Genomic DNA, 25,398 nt, shown 5'->3' with positions numbered 1-25,398 from the left:
CAATAGAGTGCATTTGACACACATGTAACATAGCCCAGATTGATATTTATACACAATTTTTTTAAGGGCTTGAAGAAAACGTAGTACCTTATTAAAAGGCAATCCTTAGTTTCTCGAAGAATTAAATCATAATGAAAATATGAACAGGAAATACTCAAAAATGCGCGAAATTAAGAGCATCGAAATCACCGAAGCCGTTACGCGGATGATTGTAGAAGCCAACTACAAACTGGGGAACGATACCCTTTCTGCTCTGCAAAACGCCCGCAAAAATGAATCCTCCCCGCTTGGGAAGGAAGCGCTTGATGTCATTATCGAAAATGCGCAGATTGCCGAAAGCGAAAATATCCCCCTTTGCCAAGATTGCGGCACCGCTATCGTCTTTTTGGAAGTCGGTCAAGACGTTCACGTTACAGGCGAAAGCTTGGACGATGCGGTAAACGAGGGTGTCCGAAAAGCTTATAAAGAGGGCTACTTACGTAAATCCATTGTTAACCAACCCTTTACAGCCAGAAAAAACACCGGCGACAATACCCCTGCAATAATTCATACTAAAATAGTCTCCGGTAACAAAATTAAAATTAGCGTTATGTCAAAAGGAAGCGGCGCCGAAAACAAGAGCAAAGTAGTAATGCTAAAACCCGGTGAAGGCACAAAGGGAATTATCAAAACCGTGTTAAAAGCCGTAAATGAAGCCGGAGGAAGCCCCTGCCCGCCGATTGTAATCGGGCTCGGTATCGGCGGTACATTTGAAAAGGCGGCTTTGATGGCTAAAGAAGCCTTGCTTAGAGAAACCGGTAAGGCAAACCCTGACCCCGAAATTGCCAAACTGGAAAAAGAGATATTGGAAGAAGTAAACAAACTGGGAATCGGGCCGCTGGGATTCGGAGGAAACACAACCGCCCTCGCCGTACATGCCGAAACAATGCCAACCCATATCGCCAGCCTTCCGGTTGCCGTTAATATCCAATGCCACAGTATAAGACACCGGGAACAGACGATTTAGACTATTTTAAATCGTCAGGCTTGTAAATTAGTCTAAATACCCCAACTTTCAACATCGCCCCAACTAATTTCCCTTGTAAATGCAGATAAGTTATCAAAACAAAAGCAAATCTACTCCGTTGCAATTTGAATTCTTGCATTCCTTGACCTACAATAAAAACCGTAAAGAGAAGGCAGGCATAAAGTTAAAATGGAAACAATTAAAATCACCTCCCCAATCGATGAAAACATAATCAATAATTTAAAAGCCGGAACAAAGGTTTTAATATCGGGAATTATTTATACCGCCCGCGATGCGGCTCACCTCAAAATGGTTCAGGCGCTGGAAGAAGGCAATTCATTGCCTTTTGATATAAGCGGGCAAACTATTTATTATATGGGCCCCTCTCCCACCCAACCGGGAAAAGTAATCGGCTCTGCCGGTCCGACAACATCCGATAGAATGGACGGGTATACCCCACAGCTGCTCTCTAAAGGGTTAAAAGCCATAATCGGCAAAGGAAACCGTTCACTCGAGGTAATTCAAGCGCTGCAAAAATATAACGCCGTATATTTTGCCGCATTCGGCGGCGCCGGAGCGTTAATTTCCAAATGCATCAAAAAAGCAGAGGTAATCGCCTACCCTGAACTTGCCGCCGAGGCCGTAATGAAATTGGAAGTAGAAAACTTACCGGCTATCGTTGCTGTTGATACTTGCGGTAACAATTTATACGAAACAAGCCGCGCAGCTTATCAAAACACGGAGGTTTAACTATGGAAGATTGCATTTTTTGTAAAATTATAAACGGAAAAATCCCCGGTGACATTGTTTACCGCGATGATGAGATTGTTGTTTTTAAAGATATTGCGCCGCTCACCCCCGCTCATCTGCTGGTAATTCCGGTTAGGCATATCGCGTCGCTTACAGACCTCGCCCCAACCGATAATATACTAATGGGGAATATGGTTGCGGTTGCCAATAAGGTTGCCAAAGAACAAGGGCTATCCGAAAGCGGTTACAGGTTGGTTATAAACAGCGGAAAACACGGCGGGCAAGTTGTATTTCACCTGCACATGCACCTGCTCGGCGGCAGACAAATGTCGGGGAATTTTGACTAAGAGAACACAACCCCTGTTTTGTAAATGACAGCGTGTCTTTTTTAAAGTTGCGCCGATTGCAAAGGCATTTTATGATATCACGCTGGAGCCGGAACGAATGAATTTGATGTAAATAAGAAAGAGACAACAAATCAATCCTTCTTGAATAGACAATATGGCGATATTAGAATAATCGTATGAGATTGCGAGTTTAAAGATTACCTCATAAACATATAATACAGAATGCCCGCCACGCTTTTGGCATCACGCACTTTCCCGGACTTTATGTAATCGGTTATCGATTTTATCGGAACGGGCACAACCTCGATACTTTCGGTGTCTTCGGCATGCTTTTTGGATGGCACCAGATCCGTTGCCAAATATAAATGCAAATATTCGGTATTATAGCCGGGCGAGGCATAAAACCCGCCCATTTTAGTTAATTTTTTAGGTAAGTAGCCGATTTCTTCCTGTAATTCACGCTTTACGGTTTCCTCCGGGGCTTCACCCTTTTCAATACACCCTGCCGGTATTTCCAACAACTCCTCTTTGGCGGCGCTGCGGTATTGCTTAACCAATAACACATTTCCGTTTCTGTCAACGGGAATCACAGCAACGGCATCGCTGTGTTCAATGATTTCACGCGTGCTTTTACGCCCGCCGGGAAGACGGATTTCATCTACGCGCAGGTTCATAATTTCGCCTTTAAAGACTGTTTTGCTGGATAATGTTTCTTCAATCATCTTTCTACCCTTGTTTTTCAAGTCGATACACTAAAGCGGATTCGTCGCAATCGGGGAAATTGGGACAGCGGTAACATTCACCCCAAATTTTATGCGGCAGTTCCCTTTTATCCACCATTTCAAAACCGCACTTGGCAAAGAAATTGGGCACGTAAGTAAGGCAGAAAACAGTGGGAATACCGATTTCCTTGGCTTCTTCAAGGCAAGCAACAACCATCTGTTCTCCGATTCCGAGTTTTTGGTGTTCTTCATTAACTGCCAATGATTTTATTTCGGCCAAGTCATTCCAACTGATATGCAAAGCAATGCAAGCGATTACCTCTCCGTCCAAGCGTGTAACAAAGTAATCCCTTATATTTTCATAGATTTCGGAAAGCGAGCGCGCCAACATTTTACCGTTAGCGGCAAAGTGATTAACCATTTTATGTATTTTAGCGGCATCGGTAATGCGCGCTTTTTCAATGCTGTATTCCATTTATTTACCTCTTTATTTTCTGCTCCAAACCGGCATAAAACCCTTTGGGGTTAATCCTATGAAAACACGTTTTTACCTTGCTGTGGCTGACTTCGATTGACCACCCTTCTTCAACGGGTAAACCGATATGCCCGTCAATGCTTAAAATGGCCTTGTGTATCGGCGATAGCCGCAAACGAACCACCGATTCGGGGGAGATAATAAGTATTTTATTAAAACTCATATGCGCCACAATCGGCACCAACAAGTAATCCGAGGATTGAGGATGCAATATCGGACCGCCGGCTGCCATCGAATAGCCTGTACTCCCCGTAGCGGTAGCGCAAATAACCCCGTCAGACCTGTAAGTTGTGAGCATCTCGCCGTCGACATAGGCTGTTACGTTTATAATCCGGGCAATCTCCCCGCGGGCAACAACAACATCGTTTAATATCTTAAATGAGCTGATTTCACAATTTTGGTCGTCAAAAAGGCGGGCTTCCAACATTGCCCTCTCGTCCGTTCGACCGCCGCCGTCCAGTATTAAAGCTATTTTTTCCAGTGCTTCATCAGGCTCTATTTCCGTTAAATAACCGATTTTTCCGAGGTTAACACCGATAATCGGGATAGCATGCGGAACAATAGCTTGTGCGGTTCTGAGGATTGTGCCGTCTCCGCCAACCGTAATAACAAAATCCATTAGCGGCAGATTTTCTTGAAGGGCATCTCCCTCCCATGACGAACAAAGCCAAGTGGAAACCCCCTTGGATAACAGAAACGATTCGATCTCAACGGCAAGCGCCGGAGCATTTTCGTTTAACGGATGATAAACAATCCCGAATCTTTTCATCTGCCAACCCTATTTACATATAAATAATATTGATAATCAATTGTTCGTAATAAAGAAAAAGTGTAACCTCGGCGTGGCCGTCTGCGGCCGAAACTAGGTTTACTTACCCCGTGCCGAGTATACAATCACAGCGCCGATAAACACAACAACAACACCCCATATCCATAAAGGACTGGTAGCGACCCACTTGATAATAAAAAGAAGATAAAAGATTGCCAGAATCCCCAACCCTATAAGGACCAAACCAATCATCCTGGCACTTGAACGCCGTTTCTTCCGAATGATTTCGTCTTCGGCCTCTTGCGCCGCTATCAGCGCCAACCGCCTCTCCCTAATAGACGCTTCCTCTTCGGGGGTGTATCTTACATATTTTTGATTATTACCGCTGCCGGCCTTTGATAAGCGCGATATGCCAAAGAAAACCATAACAACGGCAAGTATTATGCCTATTTCCAAAAACCCGATTCTCATTAATTCTCCGCGTAAAACCCGCTTTTATAACTAATATAGCATAGCATATCGGATAAAAAAGGTTAAATTAATTAGCGGCAACCGATTTTTTGTTTGAAAAAAGAGACTGCAAAGAAAAGCATCATCAAGTTTATAAAATATTGTTAAAGTCGCTTGACAAATCCCCCTCTAAAATGCTAAATTATGATTACTTTAGCAATCTAATGGCCTGATTGCTAACGGAGGTTAAGGGATTGGACAATAGAACGGCGGCAATATTAAGATCCATCACCAGACAATACATATCTCGAGCGATGCCGGTATCATCGGCAAGCGTCGTTACCGATTGCGGATTGAACGTCAGCTCGGCAACCATCCGCAACGAAATGGTTACTTTGGAGGATGCCGGATACATAATTCGGCCGCACCATGCCGCCGGCAGTATCCCCTCTGATAAGGGGTATCGCTTTTATGTTGAAAACTTAAGCTATGTCGATTTACCACTGGAAGAACAACGCCTGATAAGTCATATGTTCCATCAGGTTGAAGAAAGTATTGAGCAGTGGCTTGCGTTAGCGGTAACTTTACTGGCACAGCAAGTTCAAAATATTGCCGTAATGACAACCCCTAAACCGCCGTCCTGCCGTTTTAGGCATATGGAACTGGTTTCATTGCAGGACCACTTGGCGCTTGCGGTATTGGTGCTCAGAGGAGCCGTTGTAAGGCAACAGCTGATTAACTTTGAACAGCCGGTTACCCATGAAAAACTCAGAAACATGGCAGATGAAGCGGTTAAAAAATACGCCGGATTGTCCGCCTTGCAGATAGCCAAAAAGCGCATCGGGTTATCGCCCGATGAACTAAAGGTGACCGATTGTATCATTAAATTGATGCAAACGGAGGACGAGCGCAGTAACGATGATTCATACATCGATGGGCTCTACTATCTGATGAACCAGCCCGAATTCAACACGGGAAGCCGCATATCTAATCTAATTGGACTGGTGGAACAGCGCAAATTAATGGAAGCAATGCTTGAAAATCAGCCTAACGAGCGCGGAGTACAAGTTATTATCGGAAAAGAGAACAGGGCTGAATCAATTCAAAACTTCAGCGTTGTCCTTAGCCGTTACGGGATACCGGATGAAGCAACCGGGACTATCGGGGTGGTTGGGCCGACGCGTATGCACTACGGCAGAACTATTGCGGTTATTAATTTTATGTCGTCAATGATGAGTAAACTTATATCCGACCTGTACGGCGGGGAAACTCAAAATAATAAGGAGGACCCCAAAAACAATTGACGTCCGGAGTATATTAAATTATGAAAAAAGAAAACCAGAGTGAAAAAACAGAGGATCAAGATTTAGAAAATATGCAGAAAGAAACAGCCGGCGACAACCCTCAACAAAACGAGAAAAACGAAGCCGAGACCTATCTGGAAAACTGGAAGCGAACGCAGGCCGACTTTATTAATTACAAAAGGCGTGCGGAACAAGAGAAGGAAGAAACAATTAAATTCGGCAACTCAATACTTCTGGCAGCGATTCTTCCGGTGCTTGATGATTTGCAAAGGGCTTTAGGTTCTGTTCCGGAAGATGCAAAAAATTTACCCTGGGTAGAAGGAATAAAATTAATAGAACGCAAGTTTAACAGCGCCTTAGAGAGCCAAGGGGTTAAAGCAGTTAAGACCGAGGGAGAGGCTTTTGATCCCAAACTGCATGAAGCCGCTCTGCACGTTAACGGCGAAGACGGAATTATAATTAATGAATTGCAAAAGGGTTATAAATTATACGACAGAGTAATCCGACCGGCTATGGTAACAGTCGGGAACGGTGAAAAGTAATCTAAAAAGTAAAAGTTTTAAGCTTATTTTAAGGAGGAGTATCAAAAAACATGGCAAAGGCTATAGGAATCGATCTGGGAACCACTTTTAGTGAAGTGGCTGTGATGCAAGGCGGAGAGCCGGTAGTCATTCCTTCGTCGGAAGGAGGCAATACCGTCCCTTCTTTTGTCGCAGTCAGCAAAACCGGTGAGAGATTAGTCGGACAAATTGCGAAGCGTCAGGCAATCATAAATCCGGGAAACACCCTCTACAGTATTAAACGTTTTATGGGGCGCAAGTGGAACGAACCGGCAGGACGCGAACTTACGGTGGAAGAAGACGCCAAAAGAAAAACCTATAAGGTTTCCAAAGGCGCTAACGACGAAGTAAAAGTAGCAATGGGTGGACAGGATTACACTCCGCCCGAAATTTCCGCGATGATTTTGCAAAAACTTAAAGCGGACGCCGAAGCCTACTTAGGTGAAAAGGTTACCGATGCGGTTATTACCGTACCGGCTTACTTTAACGATGCCCAAAGGCAAGCCACCAAAGATGCCGGTAAAATTGCGGGTCTTAATGTTTTAAGAATTATTAACGAACCGACCGCCGCATCATTGGCATACGGTTTGGACAAGAAAAAAGATGAAACCATCGCCGTTTATGACCTCGGCGGCGGTACTTTCGACGTTTCAATACTTGAAATCGGAGACGGTACTTTCCAGGTTAAATCCACCAACGGCGATACACATCTTGGCGGTGACGACTTTGACCAAAGGATTATAGATTGGTTAATTGACGAGTTTAAAAAGGATCAAGGCATTGACCTATCCGGCGATAAGACTGCCCTACAGCGTTTGAAGGAAGCCGCCGAAAAGGTAAAGATAGAACTTTCAAGCGTCCAAAGCGCGGAAGTTAACCTCCCGTTTATTACAGCTGATTCCAGCGGGCCGAAGCACTTAAATATAACAATGACCAGAGCCAAACTTGAGCAGTTGGTAATGGACCTGGTTGAAAAAACATTAATACCTTGTAAACAGGCGCTTGCGGATGCTGATAAGAAACCTGCACAGATAGATGAGGTTGTACTTGTCGGAGGGCAGACCAGAATGCCACTGGTACAGGAAAAAGTTAAACAATTCTTCGGGAAAGAACCCAATAAAGGCGTAAACCCCGATGAAGTGGTTGCTATCGGCGCCGCTATTCAAGCCGGCGTGCTAAAGGGTGAAGTTAAAGACGTATTGCTGTTAGATGTTACCCCGCTGACTTTAGGCATTGAAACCCTGGGCGGAGTTGCGACACCGTTAATTAATCGCAATACTACCATCCCGACCTCCAAAACGCAGGTCTTTAGTACCGCGGCGGATAACCAGCCCAGCGTTGAAATTCACGTTTTACAGGGCGAGCGTCCCATGGCCAACGATAACCGAACTTTGGGCCGCTTTATGTTAGACGGAATCCTCCCTGCCCCGCGCGGCATCCCGCAGGTTGAGGTTAGTTTCGATATTGATGCTAACGGCATTCTTAGCGTTAAGGCCAAAGATAAGGGCACCGGTAAGGAGCAGAAGATTACGATTACCGCTTCAAGCGGACTCAGTAAAGAAGATATTGAAAAGATGCAGCGCGATGCTGAAGCCCATGCCGCCGAAGACGTCAAGAAGAAAGAAGAAGTAGAGGCTAAAAATACCGGCGACAATATGGCTTACAGTGCCGAAAAGATGTTAAACGATAATAAGGATAAGATTCCTGAAGATACCAGGAAAGAAATTGAAGAAAAGATAGCCACGTTACGTTCGGCGCTCCAGGGTTCCGATACGGACGACATTAAAGCGAAAACACAGGAGCTTTCCGAGATTATGCAAAAAGCGGGAGCCGCTGTGTACGGACAACAAGACGGACAATCCGAACCGGGCGCCGAATCCGCAGATGCGGAAGACGATTCCAAAAAGGATGACGAGGGCACGGTAGAAGGAGAATTCCGCGAGGTATAATTAACCTCAAACTCAAAGGGGGGCGGAACTGTGATTTTATAAAACGTTCCGCTCCTCTTTTTTTAAAATGCAACGTGTTTGCTGGAGTATCAGGGCCTTAATGGTATATAATTATCGGATTGACCTAAAAAGAAACACTTCTTATTTTAAAGCAAACAAAATGCAACTAAGCAAACAAGAGGACGGAAACCAATAAATTATGGCATCAAAAAAAGATTACTACGAGGTTCTCGGGGTTAACAAAAATGCTAACGCCGATGAAATAAAAAAAGCTTTTCGAAAATTAGCCTTTCAGTATCACCCCGACCATAACCAAGGGGATAACTCAGAGGCGCAGTTTAAAGAAATCAACGAAGCCTACAGCGTTCTTTCGGATGATGAAAAACGCGCCGCCTATGACCGTTTCGGGCATTCCGGTGTTGACGGAACGTTCGGACAGGGATTCGGAGATTTCGGATTCGGAGGCGGATTCGGCAGTATTTTTGAGGACTTTTTTGATGCTTTTGGCGGCGGAGGTGGGCGCAGAAGCGCCAGACGCGGCGCCGACCTGCAACAGAAAATTACCGTTTCTTTTGAAGAAGCCGCTCTTGGCTGTGATGCCGACATTAAAATAAGCCGTTTGGAACAGTGCTCAAATTGCAGCGGCAGCGGTTCTAAACCGGGAAGCGAAACTGCTCGCTGTACCGATTGTAACGGAAGCGGAAAGGTTAAACGTGTCCAGCAAAGCTTCTTCGGGCAGTTTACCAACATTACGACTTGCCCCAAATGTAACGGCGAGGGCAGTGTTATTACCGACCCGTGCCCCAAATGTAAGGGCTCCGGCAAGGAAAGAAAAGAACATACAATGAAGTTAAAGATTCCGGCCGGAATCGATCATGGCACCAATTTAAAGTTAAACGGTCAAGGCGATGTCGGCGATAAAGGGGCTCCGCCCGGAGACCTTTATGTTGCCGTTGATGTTAAGCCGCACCGGTTCTTTGCCCGCGAAGATACCAATGTTATTTACGACTTATCTGTTAATGTTGCACAGGCAGCCCTCGGAACCGAGGTTGACATACCGACGCTGTACGGCGATGAAAAGCTGAAAATACCGGCCGGCAGTCAACACGGTAAGGTATTTACGCTTAAAGGTAAAGGAATCCCCTACCTGCGGCGTAATTCCAAAGGCGACCAGTTGGTAAGGTTATTTATTAAAACACCCGAAAAACTGACCAAACAACAACGGAAACTGTTTGAAGAACTCGAGAAAAGTTTTACGGAAAGTGAAAAGAAGTAACTCTCTCCGTTTTTGCGAGCACAGCGAAGCAATCCCATACAAATAAAATTCCTTGGAGATTGCCACGTCACTCGCCTAACGGCTCCCTCCTCGCAAAGACGTTTCTCTCGTTCGCCCTGAGCCCGTCAAAGGGTACTACGAACGGGAAGAAAACGAGGATTACTATTCGTTCGCCGTTATGGTTCGACAAGCTCACCACGAACGGCTGAAGAGTTACCCCCCTTGTCATCTCGCTTTCCCCTTTTTGTCATCCTGAATGAAATGAAGGATCTAAGAGGACGGGAAATACAATCTATGAGGTCGCCTCGGAATCACGAAAGAGGCATTGTCCCACTGTTTAAAGAGCAGCCGAACACTGCACTATCCGCCAACCCCCAGATTCTTCGACAAGCTCAGAATGACAAATTAAAATATCATCCTGAACTCATAGAGAGGCATTACAAATAAGGCGAGAAAAAACTGCAATCCGACAGCAATCGCTAGACACTGTTGCCGTTGGTTTTCTTGGGGCGTCTGAAAAATCTCTTGAAATCCCAACGCCTGCCGGAAAGTTCATGCCTGCCCTTTCCTCCAAGAAGATCGCCGATAACTTGCTTCACTTCGGCATCATTGTACATTACCTGATACATCTTCTCGGCAATCGGCATCTCGATATTTAATTTCTTGGCCATATCATTAACGGCGGCGGTTGTAGCAACCCCTTCCGCAATTCCTGCCATTGTCGAAGTAATCTCAGAAAGCTTACGCCCTTTAGTCAGCTCTACGCCAACGTAATGGTTACGGCTCAGAGAGCTGGCACAGGTGGCAATTACATCCCCCAACCCCGATAAGCCGGAAAGCGTAAGAGGATTAGCGCCTAATGCCATACTAAAAGCCGCCATCTCGGTTAAACCCCTGGTTATAAAAGCCGCCTTAGCATTATCCCCGTAGCCTAACCCATCAACCATGCCGGCTCCAAGCGCAATAATATTCTTAAGTGCGCCTCCCAGCTCCACCCCAATAATGTCGTTGTTGGTATAAACGGCAAAATTCGGTGAAGTCAGCAGTTTTTGCGCCTTTTTGGCAACCGCAACATCCTCTGCCGCAACAACCGCCGAAGCCGGTAACCCGGCAAGAATTTCTTTGTGCAGATTAGGCCCTGAAAGAACACAAATATTACGATGACAAGCGGATGGCAGTTCTTCCGCAATCACCTGAGACATACGCTTATTGGAGCCGTATTCCAAGCCTTTGGAAGCATTAATAACAAGCATTGAATCTTTGATGCAGCTTTTTACAGAAAGCAGATTTTGGCGCATTGTTTGCGAGGGAACAACCAGCATCACAGCGACTGCATTCGATAAAGCCTTTTCGGGGGAAGCGGTAATAGTAATTTGCGGAGGGAATACCAAATTGGGGAGCTGTCTGGGATCGGGGCCCTTTTTAAGAAGGCGCTCCGCTTCTTCTTCAGTCCTTGCCCATAACGCTACGTCAATCCCCTTACCGGCAAGCACCGTGCCAAGGGTAATCCCCCAGGCAGTTGTTCCCACCACTGTAACTTTCGGCATAATCAATTACTGAAGGATTTTTAGCAGTCCTTCAGGGAATTACTGAGAGGTTGGGGATCATTGCGTTCCGCCTTTTGTCCCAGCTTCCGCTCCTTTCCGGAAATTAGTCGTTTGATATTATCACGATGCATAAAAATTATAATCAGCGTACATATTAAAACATAAGCCAAATATTCAATCGGAAAGCCGTAAATTATTGTGAGCGGAATAAGAACGGCGTAAGCGCTTACCACACCGATGATCGAACCCAAAGAAACATAGCCGCTGATTCCGGCGGTTATAATAAGGGCTTCTCCGCCAAGAAGGCCGGCCGCCGGACATAAGGCAACCAATCCGCCCAGGAAAGTTGCCACCCCTCTGCCGCCCTTGAATTTAACAAAAATAGGCCAAATATGACCGACTACCGCCGCTAGACCGGCTAAGGCTTGGGCAAAAACCACACCAAGATAGCCAAATTCGCCGATTGCCATCGAATCGGTTCCCACAATTAAACCGGCCACAAATACCGCCAGCGCACCTTTGGCAATATCAAGGGTTGCAACAAGCACAAAGGCCTTCCTGCCTAAGGTCCTTAAAACGTTAGTACCGCCGATTTTACCACTGCCGTAATTGCGGATATCTATTTTGGCTCTGCGTTTACCGACAATCACACCGAAAGGTATAGAGCCTAACAGATACCCGATAAACGCAACCAATATAAATTTTGCTACTATAAGTGTCATTGTTCTTCACCTCTTGCTTTAAATACAAGCTGGATAGGCGTTCCGTCGAAACCGAATGCTTCGCGCAAATTGTTCTCCAAAAAGCGTTTGTACGAAAAATGAACAAGCCTGGTATCATTAACAAAAAAGACAAAAGTGGGCGGGCTTGTTTGAGCCTGAGTGACATAGTACAAGCTCAATTGCCTTGTCCCACTTTTGGGAGGAGTATGCGATGCCAATATACGCTGAACAACACTGTTTAATTCGCCTGTCGGAATACGCTTGTGCCTTTCTTTATGCACTTGTAAAGCCAACGGAATTATTTTTTCGATCCCCTGTTTTAACAGAGCCGATGTTTGAATTATAGGGGCGTAAGGTAAGAATTTCAACTTCCCCCGTATATTTCTATCGCACGCGGCAACAGTTGAATCCATTGCTAAATCCCACTTATTAACAATCAGTATTATGCCCTTGGCCTCTTGCTGAACATAACCGGCGATATGCATATCCTGCGCAGCAAGAAGCTCGGTAGCGTCCAAAACAAGCAAAACAATATCGGCCCTATCGATTGCCCTGTAAGAGCGTAACACGCTGTAACGTTCGATACCTCGGTCAATGCGGCCTCGTCGCCGCACACCTGCCGTATCAATAATTATAACATTTTGCCCCATAAAGCCAAGCGATGTATCCAGCGCATCCCGGGTGGTGCCCGGTATGTCGCTAACGATTGCTCTCTCTTCTCCCAGTAAGGTGTTCAGAAGCATTGATTTACCGACATTCGGCCTTCCGACAATCGCAATCTTAGGAACATCTTCGGAGGTATCGGGCTCGGGGGCGTCGGGGAAGAAGGAAATAATCTTATCCAGCAAATCGGAGATGCCAAGCCCGTGATAGGCACTGATAACCAGCGGATCGCCCACTCCCAGCTGATAAAAATCAACCGCATTGGAGGCGAATTTATCGTTATCGCCTTTATTGGCAACAAGTAAAATCGGTTTTTTGGAATTTCGTAAAAGATCGGTTATTTCAAAATCGGAAGGGATTACCCCATCTTTAAGATCCACCAAAAAGAGAACAAGATCTGCCTCTTCCATAGCGGTTTCAACCTGTCGGTTAACCGCCTGTGACATGCCGGTATCGGAACCAAGTTCCAAACCGCCGGTATCCACCACCACAAATTCTTTTTCGTGCCACGAAATGCTTGCCGCGACACGGTCGCGCGTGGTACCGGGAATATCGCTTACTATAGAAAGCTGCTTGCCGACCAGACGATTCAAAAGTGTCGATTTTCCCACATTTTGTCTGCCGACAATAGCTACAAACGGCTTTGCCAAAACCCCTCCAAACTTCCCCTAAGGTTAATAAAAAACCTTCTAAAAGGTAAGATCTATTTATTTTTTAACGGAGAATACTGTGCTCTAAAAGGAACGACTTCCCTTGCGGTTTTAATACTGGGAGGCTCAATTTCGGTGCGAGCGACTTTTCTCATCTCCGATATCAACTCGCGAAATTGGGTAACAAAGGTATTATATTCCACCGCAAATTTTTTATACTGTTCTTCCGTTTCTTCGGGCACTTCTATCTTTTCAACGACCTCACAGAATTGCTCGACATACTCGTAATACAGATTGTTAATTGTCCACAATTCATTTGTGTAGGCCCTCAGGTAAATATTAAACCTGTTGGTTTTATTATCGGCCTCTAAACGGGCAACAAGGCCGCTGGTCCACGTATTAAAAACACGAGCCGACATATCACAGGCGCGTGCCCATTCCCATAATTTGGGATTATCCGTTTTAAAAATAGTATCAATAATAACAAAAATCGATAGAGAGGAATCTACCATAAAACGGCGCACAAAATAACCGATAAGCTCTTTTAACCGCTGCGAATTGCGCTCGATTTCTTTTTCGCGGGCACCGACCACAATAACGGTTATCCCGACAATAAAAATAACGCCGATTATAACGGCCATCAGTTCGATAGGCCACTGCAATATTATGCCGACAATTGCAACGACCGTAATAACAATTAAAGGCCAACTGCGCGAGAGTATGGTTATAAACATATCGATAACCCCCTCCTATCTGTAACCCAGTTGTATCTCCAACCCACCCAATAAATAAAGCAGCAAGGCTTTAGCAATATGCATACGGTTTTCGGCTTGGTCGTAAACCACCGAAGAGGCGCTGTCGATTACTTCATCGGTAACCTCTTCACCGCGGTGCGCCGGAAGACAATGCATAAACAAGGCGTCTTTTTTAGCCAGTGACATCAGCTTTTTATTTACCTGATAGCCGCTAAAAACCTTGCGTTTTTCTTCCGCTTCTTCTTCCTGCCCCATACTAATCCAAGTATCGGTGTATACCGCATCGGCGCCGCGAACGGCACTTTCGGGGTCTTCGGAACAAACAACTTCAACGCCGCTTCCCGCCGCATAAGTTTGAGCCAAATGTAACATGTTTTCTTCTACTTTGTAACCCTTGGGGGAAGCAATTCTAAAGTTTACCCCGCACATTGCGGAGGCCAGCATCAGGCTGTTGGCAACATTGTTGCCGTCGCCGACATAGGCAAGCGTTAAATCCTTTAGCGCCCCTTTTCTTTCATACAAAGTAAATACATCGGCGAGCGCCTGACACGGGTGCTCAAAATCGGAAAGCACATTGATTACCGGCACCGAAGCGTGTTCTGCCAATTCTTCGAGTGTTTCATGGCTAAAAGTTCGTGCGGCGATAATATCGACAAAGCGCGAAAGAACGGAGGCAACGTCTTTAATCGATTCACGCTTGCCCAGACCAACCTCCGCGGGAGATAAATAAATTGCCTTCCCGCCCAGTTGATACATGGCCACTTCCAAACTGACACGCGTCCGCAGAGAAGGTTTTTCAAACAGCAACGCCAGTACCTTCCCGTTAAGAGACGAATCGTATCTCTTGGATTTAAGTTCCTCGGCATCCGAAAGCAGCAACTGAATATCTTCTTTGCCTAAATCGGTTATCGATAATAAATCCTTGCCTTTCAATCAACACCTATCCTGACCGATATGTTCAAAGTATATCACGAATCACTGCTTACTAACAACGATTTTAAACTTAAATTAAACTTATCCCGTTAGCCGGCCCTAACAGGAAAGACGAATGGTCAATATTGACATTATGCCGCGGTTCAATTATTTTTAATAAGGAGGCAAAATCATATGAAAAGTGAAAGATTTAAAGTCGCCGGCGATGAGCTGGTATCGAAAATAAAACAGCTTATTCACGAAGGCAATATTCGCAAAGTGCGTATTATCCACGATAATAAAACGATTATCGAGATTCCCCTATCGGTGGGCGCACCGGTTGCCGCAATCGGAATTCTTGCCGCCCCGATTTTGGCAGCAATCGGCGCTTTTGCCGCACTGGTAACCGAGTGCACCATTGAGGTTGAAAAAGTAGATAAAGAGACGATTCAAACGGATGATTTCACTATTAATGAAGAAAAAACCGACTAAATACGGCATTATCGGGCTGATTGGCGTAGCAGTCCTTTTATCTTCTGTTATGTCATGTAATTTATCGCTCGGTGTGGGGTTTGAAAATATCGACATTCAAGGCGCATACACCTTAATTCAAGAAAATAAAGGACGCTCGGATTTCATAATCCTGGATGTACGCACGCCTGCCGAATATGCCGACGGCCATATTGAAAATTCCCTAAACTTGGATTATTACGCCAATGATTTTGAGGCACAACTGGACAGGCTCGATAAAAACAAAACTTATCTCGTTTACTGCCGTTCCGCCAACCGCAGCGCCCATGTAATCAATCTGATGCAAAAATTGGGATTTAAGAGCGCTTACAATATGCTGGGCGGGATTAACGAGTGGAACAGCAAGGGATACCCTACCGTATCATGATTATTTGCGGTTAATGCTTTTTGCGGTTTGTTCTCCTGCCTTCCTCTTTTGCCATCCTGCCTTCCTCTCTTGTCATCCTGAACGCAGTGAAGGATCTAAAAGGACGAGAAATACAGGCTATGAGGTTACCTCGAAATCAAAAAAGAGGCATCGTCCTACTATAAAATCCGTAGCCGAACGGTGCACTATCCGCTAACCCCTAGATTCTTCGGCAAGCTCAGACCCTTCGACGAGCTCAGGGTACTCGGAATTTGGATTGTCTTTGCGAGCGCAGCGAAGCAATCTCATATAAATAAAATTCCTTTTAGATTGCCACGTCGTTCGCCAGAGGCTCACTCCTCGCAAAGACAGTTTCTCTCGTTCGCCCTGAGCCTGTCGAAGGGTCTAAAGAACGAGGCGAAACGGGGATTACTGCTCGACCGCCGTTATGGTTCGACAGGCTCACCACGAACGGCTGAAGAGTTACCACACTTGTTATCCTGCCTTCCTCTCTTGTCATCCTGAACGCAGTGAAGGATCTAAGAGGACGAGAAATACAGGCTATGAGGTCGCCCCAGAAGCAAAAAAGAGACATCGTCCTACCTTAAAATCCACACCCGAACAGTGCACTATCTGCCAACTCCCAGATTCTTCGACAAGCTCAGAATGACAATACCGTCTTTGTCTTTGCGAGCGCAGCGAAGCAATCTCATATAGATAAATTCATTGGAGATTGCCACGTCACTCGCCTAGCGGCTCACTCCTCGCAAAGACAGTTTTTCTCATTCGCCCTTCGACAAGCCAAGGATGACAAAGAGACCGATACATTGACCTTTCGCGTTGCTAACCCGCTAAAGATGTAATATACTCAGTTTGACCGAGATTATCCAAGTTACGGAGGCGTGTGATGGAAATACAGTTTGCAATCGGGTTGGTGGCGGGAATTATTATCGGAGCGGTAATAACCCTAATCATTAACCGCGCCAAGCAAAAAGAAATGGTAGCTCAATTTGACTCGCTCTCACGCCGGGTTTTAATCCAAAATGCCGAAGACTTTCTTAAGCTGGCCGGCCAAACCCTTTCAAAACATACCGAAATCGGAGAAAAAGAGCTCGACGGCAAGAAACAGTTGATTGACCAAACACTGGAACAAATGAAAAAAGAGCTGGATAAGGTCGAAAAAGCGATTACCGAACTTGATAAAACAAACAGCGAACGCCTTTCGTCATTAAATACAACCCTTAAACATTCCGCGGAACAAACCTGTAAACTCCAAGAAACAACAAATAAACTGCAAACCGCACTTGCCAATACTAAAGTGAGGGGACAATGGGGCGAAAGAATGGCCGAAGACGTCTTGCAGATGATTGGGTTTATCGAGGGAATCAATTACAACAAACAGCTCACCAGCAAAGAATCGGGCACCCGCCCCGATTACACGTTTATATTGCCTGATAATATGATCCTCAACATGGATGTAAAATTCCCGCTGAATAACTACCTCTGTTACCTCGATGCCGAATCCGATACGGATAAGCAAAGATTCAAAAGCCAGTTTTTAAGCGATGTTAAGGGAAGAATCAATGAAGTCGCCAAAAAAGAAGATTACATCAACCCCAACAACAATACGGTGGATTACGCCCTCGTTTTTATCCCCAACGAACAGGTCTATTATTTTATACAGGAAAACGATGCCGATTTATTAAATTATTCGCTAACAAATAAGGTTATCCTTTGTTCGCCGATGACACTTTACGCCATACTGGCGGTGATTCGGCAGGCGGTTAACAATTTTAATTTACAAAAAAACACCGATGAAATTTTGTCTCTTTTTGCTAATTTTGATAAAGAATGGAAAAGGTTCCAGGAAAGCATGACAAAAATGGGTAAAAAAATCGAAGAGGCCCATATTGAGTTCGGGAACCTGGAAGGCACACGCTCACGAAGGCTTCAGAGACCGCTGGATAAGATAATAGACATTAAAGACAAGAAACAAATAGAAACCTTTGAGTTTCCCGAGCTCGGCACAGAAAGCGATGAAATCGAAGCAGATTAGCAGGGTTTTATAACTCACCGCTATACTCTGTTATAATAAGAGTATGAAAAAGATACTGCTTATCGACGGGAACGCCCTTGTGCATCGCGCCTATCATGCAATGCCGCCGCTGACCGTCAAAAAAACCGGTGAATCAATCCAAGCCGTTTACGGCTTTACCAATATGCTGCTGCGCATTTTTACCGAAATAAAACCGGATTATTATGCCGTTGCTTTCGACCGCAAAGCGCCTACCTTTCGCAAGGAAATTTTCGAGGATTACAAGGCTCACCGCCCCCCCACCCCCGATGATCTTGTCTCCCAGCTAAAAAGGGCACGCGAACTGGCCGATGCATTTAATATTCCCGTTTTTGAAATGGACGGATACGAGGCGGACGACGTTATCGGCACCCTTGCCCAAAAAGCCTCCGAACAGGGTATTGAAAGTATTATTGTTACCGGCGATGCCGATGCGATGCAGTTGGTTTCAGCCAATGTAAAGGTGCTTTATCCCAAGCCACAAAGCTCTTTCGGCGATACGATTTTATACGAACCCGAAACCGTTGAAGAGAAATACGGCGTCCCTCCCAAATATATTGCCGACTTAAAAGCGCTGGTGGGCGATAAATCCGATAACATCCCCGGAGTTAGCGGAATCGGTGAGAAAACAGGCGTTAAACTGATTCAAACCTTTGGCGGCGTTGAAGACATTTATAAGCGTATTAACGAAGTAACCCCCGTTAAACTGCGCGAGAAATTGGAAGAAAACGAAGAGCTGGCACAGAAATGTAAAATATTGGCAACAATCGCTACCGATATGCCGATTGAACTTAATCTTGAAGAATCGGATGTAAATAAATTCGACCGCAATAAAGCAGTTTTATTCTTCCACGAGCTCGAGTTTACAAAACTGCTTTCCCGTTTGCCGAAGGAAAACGATGAAAAAGCGGAAGAGGGAGGGTGTGCCCAGCTTAGTTTTGAGATGCCCGAAAAAATCGAAACGGATTATGAGATTGTTTGCTCAATCGAAAAACTGGATAAAATGATAGAGGTGCTAAAGCGCGAAGGGTTTTTTGCATTTGATACCGAAACCACAGGATTAGACGCTTTAAGCGCGCAACTGGTCGGTATTTCGCTAGCCCCTGCAACAGGGAAAGCCTATTATATCCCCATCGGGCATATCGGTTGGGAACAGGTAGAGCAACTTGCCGTTGAAACGGTTATCGAAAAATTGAAACCCATTTTTGCCGATAAGAAGATTAAAAAAGTGGGGCATAACGCCAAGTTTGATATGGAGATTTTGGCACAGCACAATCTAAAAGTTAATAATCTTACTTCCGATACGATGATTGCGGCCTACCTTTTGGGCGAGAAATCATTGGGATTAAAGGCACTGGCTTTTAAGTGGCTGGACGTTGAGATGACTGATATTACCGAGCTAATCGGTTCCGGTAAAAAACAGATTAATATGTCACAGGTGGAAGTTTCGGTTGCCGGAAAATACGCTTGTGCCGATGCGGATAATACCGGCAGATTAGATAAATTATTATCGGCGGAGCTTGAGAAACAAAACCTCCGTAAACTTCATACCGATGTTGAGATGCCGTTGGTGCCGATTTTAATGGATATGGAACGTAAAGGGATTGCGCTCGATACAGACCTCCTTTCCGAAATATCCGCCAGGCTCGGTAAAAGACTTACCGAATTGGAAGAGACCATTTACGCCGAAGCGGAGCAACGTTTTAATATCAATTCAACGCAACAACTGGGACCAATCCTTTTTGAAAAATTAGAGCTCCCGAAAATACGCAAAACCAAAAGCGGCTATTCAACCGATGCCTCTGTTTTGGAAGAACTGCGGGATAAGCACGATATTATAGAGCCGATAATCGAATACCGGCAGCTAACCAAGCTTAGATCAACCTACGTCGATGCCTTACCGCAAATGGTTAACTCTAAAACAGGGCGACTGCATACCAGCTTTAACCAAACCAAAACCGCTACCGGCAGGCTTTCTTCAAGCGACCCCAACCTGCAAAATATCCCCGTACGCGGGGAACTGGGGAAAGAAATTCGGCAGGCATTTATTGCGCCGCCCGGATATGAATTACTATCCGCCGACTATTCGCAAATTGATTTAAGGGCGCTGGCACATCTTTCGGGAGATCCGGAACTGCTTAAAACCTTTGCAAACGACGGGGATATTCACACTGATACGGCAATGAGGCTGTTCGGTGTTGAAAAAGGGAATGTTTCCGCCGACATGCGGCGGCTGGCCAAAACCGTTAACTTCGGCGTTATTTACGGGATGAGCGGTTACGGACTGGAACAAGCTACCGAGTTTAGCCGTGAAGAGGCCGAAAAATTTATCAGCACCTATTTCGAAAAATACCCGCGTGTTAAAGAATATATGGAAGAAACCAAAAAACAAGCGCGCGAATTAGGGTATGTTCAAACAATACTGGGCAGAAAGCGTTTTATCCCCGAAGTGAATTCATCTAACCACAATATACGTGAAGCCGCCGAGCGGATGGCAATCAATATGCCGGTACAAGGAACTTCCGCCGATATTATTAAAGTCGCAATGATTAATTTAGACCGGGAAATGGCAAAACGCAATCTTAAAAGCGCCATGCTTTTACAGGTGCATGACGAACTGGTCTTCGAAGTCGCCGAAAATGAAACAGAAGAAATGCGCAAATTGGTCGAGGAAATGATGTCGGGGGCGATAAAACTGAGCATACCCCTTAAAGTGGCTACTCGAATCGGTAAAAATTGGGCGCAGATGGAATAGTTTTTGAGTATATTACGTATTTCGTACTTAACTCTTTTTGCTTTTTTTGTTTTTATCGTTATTGCCGCTACCTCAGGAGTAAACTTCCCCGGCGATATTGCCGTCAGCGTTTGGGCAGATAAAACGCAAGCCCCGTGTCTTGATTTTATTCTGCCGCTGGTTACAAGCCTTGGTGATTTCCCTTATTACATATTTGCCGGTCTGCTTTTGGGGCTCGCTTTTTGGCTTGCCGGAAAAAGAACAGAAGCGCTTTTTATAATTGCGGCACCGGGGATTGGGGCTGTTATCAGCTTTTTTTTGAAGTTATTTATTGACCGCCCGAGGCCCATAGACGATTTACTGCAAAACAGTTTCCCTAGCGGGCACACCGTATTTACATCTACCTTAATGGGAATGACAATTTATTTTATGCCTCAAATCATTAAAAATAAAAAAATCTGTGTCGCGCTTCAAATTACGGCGGGGTTATTAATCCTTTTAGTAGGTCTGTCGCGCCTATATCTGCAAAGGCACTGGCTAAGCGATGTTTTAGCCGGATTAACAATCGGAATATTGATAGTTATTCCTGTTATAATATTGTATAAATGCATAAGAAAAGAGAAAACAAATGCCCGAACTGCCTGAAGTCGAAACCATAAAAAATGACCTTTTGCCCTATATTGTAGGACGCACAATCAAAGATGTTGCACTCTACTGGGAGCGAATGCTTGAAGAGCCTTCCAAAGAAGAATTTCTTGACGGCATCCGCAACAAAAAAATCCTCGGTATAGACAGGCGCGGTAAATACATAATAATCGGGCTTGAAGACGGATTAAACCTCATTTTACATATGAGAATGAGCGGTTCGCTGATGGTTGGTAAAGACGAGCCCCCACCCTACACCCGCGCCGTATTCCGCCTTGATAACGGTGACAATATTTTTTTTAACGATCCGCGCAAGTTTGGCAAGATAAGACTGGTAAAGGACTGTAACTGTGTTATCGGAAAACTGGGAGTCGAACCCTTAAGCGATGCCTTTACACCGCAAACCTTTACAAAAATTCTAAGTACGCGTAAATCTGCAATTAAAGCTTTGTTGTTGGACCAATGTCTGATTGCCGGCATCGGTAATATGTATGCCGATGAAGCACTTTTTGCTTCCAAAATCCATCCCAAAAAGCCGGCAAACACACTTTCGGCTAATGAAATCAAGGTCTTGCACCAGGCAATTCAAGACGTATTGAAACTGGGGATTAAAAATAAGGGAGCCAGCGTTTCGAACTATTTCAGACCGGACGGAGAAACGGGGGCCGCGCACAGAGAATTTAAGGTTGCCCACTGCAAAAATAAACCCTGCACGGAGTGTGGGACCATTCTGGAACGTACATTGGTTCAGCAACGCGGGACCTATTTCTGCCCCGACTGCCAGAAACTATAAGCGGGGGCTTGCTGTCATTCGGGATAACACCCTCTCTCGTTCTTTGAGCCCTTCGACAGGCTCAGGGCGAACGAGAGAAAATGTCTTTGCGAGGAGGAAACCACTAGGCGAGTGACGTGGCTCTCACCTATTGTCTTTGCGAGGAGTGAGCCTTTGGCGAACGACGTGGCAATCTCCAAGGAATTTAATCTATATGAGATTGCTTCGCTACGCTCGCAAAGACGTTACTATTATTGTCATTCTGAGCTTGTCGAAGAATCTGGGGGTTGGCAAATAGTGTACTGTTTGGGTGTGGATTTTTATAGTAGGACGATTCCTCTTTTTTGATGTCGAGGTTACCCTATAGCCTGTATTTCAATCCTCTTAGATCCTTCATTTCATTCAGGATGACAAAAATAATGTCATTCTGAGCTTGTCGAAGAATCTGGGAGTTGGCGAATAGTGCACTGTTTGGGTGTGGATTTTTATGGTAGGACGTTGCCTCTTTTTTGACTCTGAAGTGACCTTATAGTCTATATTTCTCGACCTCTTAGATCCTTCACTGTGTTCAGGATGACAAGAGAAGAAAGCAGGATGACAAAAAGAGAGAACTCTTGCAAGTAACGATATTTGGCGATGTAACAGGAAAACTGCTATAATTATGTTTTAACTGACAGAAAGAGGGTGAATTATACAAATGGCTACTAAAAAAGAAACAGCGGCAGAAAAAGAAGAGCTGCAGAGATTTATCGAAAACGTCAATAAAAAAGATACCAAGCGTAACGGCAAGAAAATCGAATTTTCTTTTGTTAACCGCAAGAGATAAGCATACTTATCCCACGAATAACAATTAAATCTGCCGAGCCTTTCCGATAACCGAAATAGACGCTCGGCGGATTATTTTTTTGCCCCAAGAAATTCCTTTGCGACAAATTGTTCTGTATTCCCGTACGGCAATCTTCTTTAAATAAAGATATCCCTTGCCGATTGAATTATGTAAAGATGGATAATGGACAAAAAGAGCTCTGCCCTTTCAATTTTGAACGTTAAGGGGTTTATTTTTCTTCGGGGACGGTTTTATCTTTGGCCCGGTCCAGAACCCCCAGCGCTTCGCCGATGCGTTTGATACAACGCTCTTTGCCGAGCACTACCATTGTCTGAAAAAGCGGCGGGGCAACCTCTTTCCCTGTGGTTGCCGATCTGAGTGTTCCGAATAACTGACCGGTTTTAACTTCTAATTTCTCAGCCATCGGCCTCAAAACATTCTCGAGGGATTCATCGGTAAACTCGGCAAGTTCTCCAAGCTCGGCAAGCGCCGTTTCAAGCATTATTTTCGTTGTTTCACGTGTTGTTTTCTTGGCAACCAAAATATTCGGGTCGTACTCGAGGTTTTCGTTAAAGAAAAAATCGGTTAGTTCCGCTATTTCACCAAGCTTTTTAACCCTTTCCTGAACCAGCGGCACAATTTGTGTCACGTATTCTAAAGATAGCGGTCTTTTTACCTCGGCGGGCAAATCTCTTTCAAGGAACGGCATAACCCTTGTTGCAAACTCTTCTGTTTGAAGGTTACGGACATAAACGCCGTTCATCCAATCCAACTTTTCAACGTTAAAAATCGCACCGGTGGAATTAACGCGCCCGAGCGTAAAGTTTTTAATAATTTCTTTAACGGTCATTAGTTCGGTTTTACCGTCCAACGACCAACCCAAAAGCGAAAGGAAGTTCACCATTGCTTCCGGCAAATACCCTTGCTCTTTATATTCCATTATCGAAACCGAGCCGTGGCGTTTGCTTAATTTGGACCTGTCGGTACCGAGAAGCATCGGCAGATGGGCAAATTCAGGCGGGTTATAGCCCATAGCCTTATACATCAGCAGGTGGCGCGGAGTACTTGAAAGCCACTCTTCCGCCCTTAAAACATGCGTTATTTTCATCTCGTTGTCGTCTACGATACTGGCGAGATGATACGTCGGATAGCCGTCGGACTTGAGGATGACAAAATCGTCGATAGTGGAATTATCAAAGGTTACATCACCGCGGATGATATCGTGGAAAGTGGTTTTACCGCTAACCGGTGTTCGAAAACGCACTACCCTTTTAATCCCCGACATCCATTTAAAGGTGTTTTCGGTAACGGATAAATCACGGCAATGCCTATCATATCCCGGGGGTTGCTTATTTTTCATTTGCTCGTTACGCATTTCATCAAGGCGTTCCGGTGTGCAATAGCAGTAATAGGCATCCCCTTGCTCGATTAGTTTTTTAACGGCGGCCAAATATTTATCCAGGCGCTCCGATTGCACATACGGGCCGAATTTACCGCCGACTTCGGGGCCTTCATCCCAGTCAATCTCCAACCAGCGCAGCCCTTCCAAAATAGACTCAACGGCACCCTCTACAGTACGCGCAACATCGGTGTCTTCGATGCGCACAATAAAGCTGCCGCCGTGATGACGGGCAAACAACCAGTTAAACAAGGCTGTCCTGATATTACCCACATGGGGGTAACCGGTGGGGCTGGGGGCGTAGCGTACTCTGATGTTATTACTCATGATTCATTCACATATAAAAAATACTTATTACGGTAATTATATTCTTTTATTCTATTTTGCGCTATACCATTAACCTAAAAGGCGGTCTTTCGGCTCGCATAACCTTAATAGCTTATAACTTTCGGTTTGCAGTCAATACTCTTGGATTAATTTCCTGTTTTGACATTCCGATTGTTCAAAGCCAAAACCACCCATTTTACTCCAAACGGCTTGCACTAATAATATATCACAGCCGGGAAAATAATGTTTAAAAAATTATACTCCGGCACCCGTTGTGCTCGGATTAGCCTCTTTTATTTTCGGTTGCGGCACAATCACCACAAACGTTCCGGCGATTTTATCGTGAAAACCCTGCTTTTGTTTATCAAAAGCAATCCAAATAAACCCTAAAAATAAAGGAACCGCAGATACGATATAGCCCAAATATCTTAAAAAGGCAATCGGGAAAGTTACGTTTGAACCGTCGGGGGTAATAACTTTAATATTCATTACAACTTTACCCAACGTCTGACCGCGCCAAACCCAACAAATAACGAAATAACCGATTATAATAACGATTAAAAGTACGTTGTATAATATTAGTTGAGGGAACATCAACCAATGCGGAATGCCGCTGAAGATATCCGGATCCCATACCCGTACATATCCAAGGTGCTGTAACGGCATAAAAACGGAGATAACCGTTGCGATTACGGCAAAATCAATTACGGCAGCGGCAAACCTACGCCAAAAACCGGCAAACTTCAAAATAATTCCGCCGGATTCCTCATACACCTCACTGTTGTTCATTATCAGAGCCTTTTAAAACCCACTCTTTTATTCTAACA

The 25,398-nt window shown here is 44.9% G+C and carries 24 protein-coding genes and 1 pseudogene; 14 read left to right on the top strand and 11 right to left on the bottom strand.

Annotated features, from left to right (window positions below; all coding sequences use genetic code 11):
• Positions 1-160: 160 nt before the first annotated feature.
• The 3 genes from WC958_04770 to WC958_04760 all read left to right on the top strand — a co-directional run bounded on the left by WC958_04770 (position 161) and on the right by WC958_04760 (position 2,103).
• Positions 161-1,006, top strand: a complete 846-nt coding sequence (locus WC958_04770; protein ID MFA5629541.1) for a fumarate hydratase — start codon at positions 161-163, stop codon at positions 1,004-1,006.
• Between the two features lie 189 nt (positions 1,007-1,195).
• Positions 1,196-1,756: a Fe-S-containing hydro-lyase gene (locus WC958_04765; protein ID MFA5629540.1), complete on the top strand. Its 561-nt coding sequence runs from the start codon at positions 1,196-1,198 to the stop codon at positions 1,754-1,756.
• A gap of 2 nt (positions 1,757-1,758) precedes the next feature.
• The gene (locus WC958_04760; protein MFA5629539.1) at positions 1,759-2,103 is read left to right on the top strand and encodes a histidine triad nucleotide-binding protein; all 345 of its coding nucleotides are present in this window, start codon (positions 1,759-1,761) and stop codon (positions 2,101-2,103) included.
• 197 nt (positions 2,104-2,300) lie between these two features.
• Here the strand turns inward: WC958_04760 and WC958_04755 are convergent, their stop codons facing one another.
• The 4 genes from WC958_04755 to WC958_04740 all read right to left on the bottom strand — a co-directional run bounded on the left by WC958_04755 (position 2,301) and on the right by WC958_04740 (position 4,600).
• Positions 2,301-2,825 carry an NUDIX hydrolase gene (locus WC958_04755; protein MFA5629538.1) on the bottom strand — a complete coding sequence of 175 codons (525 nt, stop codon included), beginning with the start codon at positions 2,823-2,825 and terminating at the stop codon, positions 2,301-2,303.
• 4 nt (positions 2,826-2,829) lie between these two features.
• The gene (locus WC958_04750; protein MFA5629537.1) at positions 2,830-3,300 is read right to left on the bottom strand and encodes an N-acetyltransferase; all 471 of its coding nucleotides are present in this window, start codon (positions 3,298-3,300) and stop codon (positions 2,830-2,832) included.
• Positions 3,301-3,304: 4 nt separating this feature from the next.
• The gene (locus WC958_04745; protein ID MFA5629536.1) at positions 3,305-4,129 is read right to left on the bottom strand and encodes an NAD(+)/NADH kinase; all 825 of its coding nucleotides are present in this window, start codon (positions 4,127-4,129) and stop codon (positions 3,305-3,307) included.
• 99 nt (positions 4,130-4,228) lie between these two features.
• Positions 4,229-4,600 (bottom strand): hypothetical protein, encoded by a 372-nt coding sequence (locus tag WC958_04740; protein MFA5629535.1) that lies wholly within the window; start codon positions 4,598-4,600, stop codon positions 4,229-4,231.
• Positions 4,601-4,833: 233 nt separating this feature from the next.
• Here WC958_04740 and hrcA point away from each other — a divergent pair, with 233 nt between their 5' ends.
• From hrcA to dnaJ, 4 genes are all read left to right on the top strand, one after another.
• Complete coding sequence (gene hrcA / locus WC958_04735; protein ID MFA5629534.1) at positions 4,834-5,883, top strand: heat-inducible transcriptional repressor HrcA; 1,050 nt, start codon at positions 4,834-4,836, stop codon at positions 5,881-5,883.
• A gap of 20 nt (positions 5,884-5,903) precedes the next feature.
• Positions 5,904-6,425 carry a nucleotide exchange factor GrpE gene (locus WC958_04730; GenBank protein ID MFA5629533.1) on the top strand — a complete coding sequence of 174 codons (522 nt, stop codon included), beginning with the start codon at positions 5,904-5,906 and terminating at the stop codon, positions 6,423-6,425.
• 50 nt (positions 6,426-6,475) lie between these two features.
• A complete protein-coding gene (gene dnaK / locus WC958_04725) occupies positions 6,476-8,392 on the top strand; it encodes a molecular chaperone DnaK (protein MFA5629532.1) in 1,917 nt (638 codons plus the stop codon).
• Positions 8,393-8,591: 199 nt separating this feature from the next.
• Positions 8,592-9,668: a molecular chaperone DnaJ gene (gene dnaJ, locus WC958_04720; protein MFA5629531.1), complete on the top strand. Its 1,077-nt coding sequence runs from the start codon at positions 8,592-8,594 to the stop codon at positions 9,666-9,668.
• 479 nt (positions 9,669-10,147) lie between these two features.
• On the opposite strand, the gene WC958_04715 is transcribed toward dnaJ, so the two are convergent.
• From WC958_04715 to argF, 5 genes and pseudogenes are all read right to left on the bottom strand, one after another.
• Positions 10,148-11,215: an NAD(P)H-dependent glycerol-3-phosphate dehydrogenase gene (locus WC958_04715; GenBank protein ID MFA5629530.1), complete on the bottom strand. Its 1,068-nt coding sequence runs from the start codon at positions 11,213-11,215 to the stop codon at positions 10,148-10,150.
• Positions 11,216-11,235: 20 nt separating this feature from the next.
• A complete protein-coding gene (gene plsY, locus WC958_04710) occupies positions 11,236-11,937 on the bottom strand; it encodes a glycerol-3-phosphate 1-O-acyltransferase PlsY (protein MFA5629529.1) in 702 nt (233 codons plus the stop codon).
• Positions 11,934-13,232: pseudogene (gene der, locus WC958_04705) on the bottom strand (ribosome biogenesis GTPase Der). The gene plsY and the pseudogene der overlap by 4 nt, the downstream one beginning before the upstream one ends.
• A 71-nt stretch (positions 13,233-13,303) precedes the next feature.
• Positions 13,304-13,984, bottom strand: coding sequence for a hypothetical protein (locus WC958_04700; protein MFA5629528.1), 681 nt, complete (start codon positions 13,982-13,984; stop codon positions 13,304-13,306).
• Positions 13,985-13,999: 15 nt separating this feature from the next.
• The gene (argF, locus tag WC958_04695) at positions 14,000-14,938 is read right to left on the bottom strand and encodes an ornithine carbamoyltransferase (protein MFA5629527.1); all 939 of its coding nucleotides are present in this window, start codon (positions 14,936-14,938) and stop codon (positions 14,000-14,002) included.
• A 174-nt stretch (positions 14,939-15,112) separates the two neighbouring features.
• On the opposite strand from argF, the gene WC958_04690 reads away from it, so the two are divergent.
• The 7 genes from WC958_04690 (at position 15,113) to WC958_04660 (ending at position 22,845) form a co-directional block, all read left to right on the top strand.
• Positions 15,113-15,409 carry a DUF4342 domain-containing protein gene (locus WC958_04690; GenBank protein ID MFA5629526.1) on the top strand — a complete coding sequence of 99 codons (297 nt, stop codon included), beginning with the start codon at positions 15,113-15,115 and terminating at the stop codon, positions 15,407-15,409.
• Complete coding sequence (locus WC958_04685) at positions 15,390-15,815, top strand: rhodanese-like domain-containing protein (GenBank protein ID MFA5629525.1); 426 nt, start codon at positions 15,390-15,392, stop codon at positions 15,813-15,815. The genes WC958_04690 and WC958_04685 overlap by 20 nt, the downstream gene beginning before the upstream one ends.
• Before the next feature lie 886 nt (positions 15,816-16,701).
• Positions 16,702-17,850, top strand: a complete 1,149-nt coding sequence (gene rmuC / locus WC958_04680) for a DNA recombination protein RmuC (GenBank protein MFA5629524.1) — start codon at positions 16,702-16,704, stop codon at positions 17,848-17,850.
• 43 nt (positions 17,851-17,893) lie between these two features.
• Complete coding sequence (gene polA / locus WC958_04675) at positions 17,894-20,623, top strand: DNA polymerase I (GenBank protein MFA5629523.1); 2,730 nt, start codon at positions 17,894-17,896, stop codon at positions 20,621-20,623.
• 3 nt (positions 20,624-20,626) lie between these two features.
• Positions 20,627-21,247 carry a phosphatase PAP2 family protein gene (locus tag WC958_04670; GenBank protein ID MFA5629522.1) on the top strand — a complete coding sequence of 207 codons (621 nt, stop codon included), beginning with the start codon at positions 20,627-20,629 and terminating at the stop codon, positions 21,245-21,247.
• A complete protein-coding gene (mutM, locus tag WC958_04665) occupies positions 21,231-22,040 on the top strand; it encodes a DNA-formamidopyrimidine glycosylase (protein MFA5629521.1) in 810 nt (269 codons plus the stop codon). Before WC958_04670 ends, mutM begins: the two co-directional genes overlap by 17 nt.
• Before the next feature lie 676 nt (positions 22,041-22,716).
• Complete coding sequence (locus tag WC958_04660) at positions 22,717-22,845, top strand: hypothetical protein (GenBank protein ID MFA5629520.1); 129 nt, start codon at positions 22,717-22,719, stop codon at positions 22,843-22,845.
• A 229-nt stretch (positions 22,846-23,074) separates the two neighbouring features.
• On the opposite strand, the gene gltX is transcribed toward WC958_04660, so the two are convergent.
• Both gltX and WC958_04650 read right to left on the bottom strand, forming a co-directional pair.
• Positions 23,075-24,571: a glutamate--tRNA ligase gene (gene gltX / locus WC958_04655; protein ID MFA5629519.1), complete on the bottom strand. Its 1,497-nt coding sequence runs from the start codon at positions 24,569-24,571 to the stop codon at positions 23,075-23,077.
• A gap of 255 nt (positions 24,572-24,826) precedes the next feature.
• Positions 24,827-25,360, bottom strand: a complete 534-nt coding sequence (locus WC958_04650; GenBank protein ID MFA5629518.1) for an RDD family protein — start codon at positions 25,358-25,360, stop codon at positions 24,827-24,829.
• Between the last annotated feature and the right edge of the window lie 38 nt (positions 25,361-25,398).

The sequence above is a fragment of the Dehalococcoidales bacterium genome (genome assembly GCA_041656115.1).
Classification (GTDB): Bacteria; Chloroflexota; Dehalococcoidia; order Dehalococcoidales; family UBA5627; genus UBA5627.
The sequence above is the reverse complement of the archived record's forward strand: the minus strand, read 5'-3'. Positions and strand labels throughout refer to the sequence as shown.